The 1,400-nt window shown below is 47.4% G+C and carries 2 protein-coding genes; both read right to left on the bottom strand.

What is annotated here, in order from left to right:
• Positions 1 to 97: 97 nt before the first annotated feature.
• Complete coding sequence (locus Q0372_RS03250; RefSeq protein WP_298102503.1) at positions 98 to 853, bottom strand: A24 family peptidase; 756 nt, start codon at positions 851 to 853, stop codon at positions 98 to 100.
• 65 nt (positions 854 to 918) lie between these two features.
• Positions 919 to 1,344, bottom strand: a complete 426-nt coding sequence (locus Q0372_RS03245; protein ID WP_298102499.1) for a hypothetical protein — start codon at positions 1,342 to 1,344, stop codon at positions 919 to 921.
• Between the last annotated feature and the right edge of the window lie 56 nt (positions 1,345 to 1,400).

Raw genomic sequence — 1,400 nt, 5'->3', positions numbered from 1 at the left:
GATCTGAAGGAAAAAGACGATCGACATTATGATAAAAAGCGTACTGAAAAGCGACGCGAAGGAACCGACGAAATTGCTAAATAAATAGCGCTGCACCCTATCCATAAATTACGTCCAAGAGCCTTAAAATTTGATCTTTGAAGATAAAGGTAAGAAGCAGCCCCATCGATAAAAACGGCACGAACGGCAGCTCGTAGCCTTTTTTGTTCGCGATGAGATACGCAGGCAGCGTCAAAATCGCGCCGATGTAGATCGAGATGCCGCCCAGCTTCCAGCCCAAAATCGCCCCCATAACGCCCGCGATAAAAATATCCGCGCTTCCCATCGCTTCGCGCTTTAGCACGAAGGTGACGATGAGGCGCAGCACGAAAAATATCGCCGCGTATCCCGCCGCCGCGCCCACGCCGCTGAGATTAAAATCATACATCAGCGTATAAGCAAGCGAAAGCGCCGTAACTACGTAAAGAAGGCTCTCGGGCACGGCTTTATACTCAAAATCGATCGCCGAAAGCGCCATAAGCAAGATGAAGCAAAGCCCGAGGACCGCGGCTTTTGCAAGATCGGGCTCGCCGAAATACGCCGCAAGAGCAAGCGCGCCGCCTAAAAGCTCGACGATCGGGTAGCGGATCGAAATTTTGGTTTTACAAAAGGCGCATTTGCCGCCCAAAAAGAGCCACGAAAGCAGCGGAATGTTGTGGTAAAATTTTAAAGCGTGAGAGCATTTGGGGCAGTGCGATGCGGGGAAATTTACGCTCTGTCCGCGCGGCAGGCGGTAGATCAGGACGTTGCAAAACGAGCCTATGCAGGTGCCGAATACCGCAAAAATCACGCCGTAAACGATATTTAAATCCATCTTTTTCCTTTGAAGCTTTAACTTTTTAAAATTTAATCAAACGCTCTATGGTAGCGAGAAATTTCTTAGTTTTCATTGATTTTTTGCCTCTCGTAAGGGAAAAATTTTACGAAAATCGCCGCCGCGCCTACGCAAAATAAAATGGCTATGAGCCCGGCGATTAGCGGCTCGCCCCATGCCTCATATAATCCGCCGAAAATCAAAAATCCCGTCACCAGTATCACGGCGTCCAAAAGATCGAAGTTCAAAGTATCTACGATCCATAAAAACATGATATATGCGCCTATCCCACTGCCTGCGGATGCCAAAATCCCCATTTTATCGGGGATGAAAGCAAATGCTAGCACAAAAAACAGGAGTAGGCAGATGTAGACCGCCAGTATAAATTTCTTAGGTTTTTTATACACGCTACCGCATCTTGGGCATCTTAGAGTTTTCATCGGCTTTTTGGTAAGCTTTTTGCCGCAACCACATTGTATATAGTAGCTCATAGCCTTCCTTGTCGGTTTTAGTGTGAACTGGCGGCGTGATTTTTAAAATTCTGCCG

Source organism: uncultured Campylobacter sp. (genome assembly GCF_937997405.1).
Lineage (GTDB): Bacteria > Campylobacterota > Campylobacteria > Campylobacterales > Campylobacteraceae > Campylobacter_B.
This window is presented reverse-complemented; position numbering and strand designations above follow the sequence as displayed.

What these genes read in the sequence shown, in the direction of transcription:
- Q0372_RS03250 (WP_298102503.1), bottom strand. Translation starts at nt 853, where the DNA reads ATGGATTTAAATATCGTTTACGGCGTGATTTTTGCGGTATTCGGCACC.
- Q0372_RS03245 (WP_298102499.1), bottom strand. Translation starts at nt 1,344, where the DNA reads ATGAGCTACTATATACAATGTGGTTGCGGCAAAAAGCTTACCAAAAAG.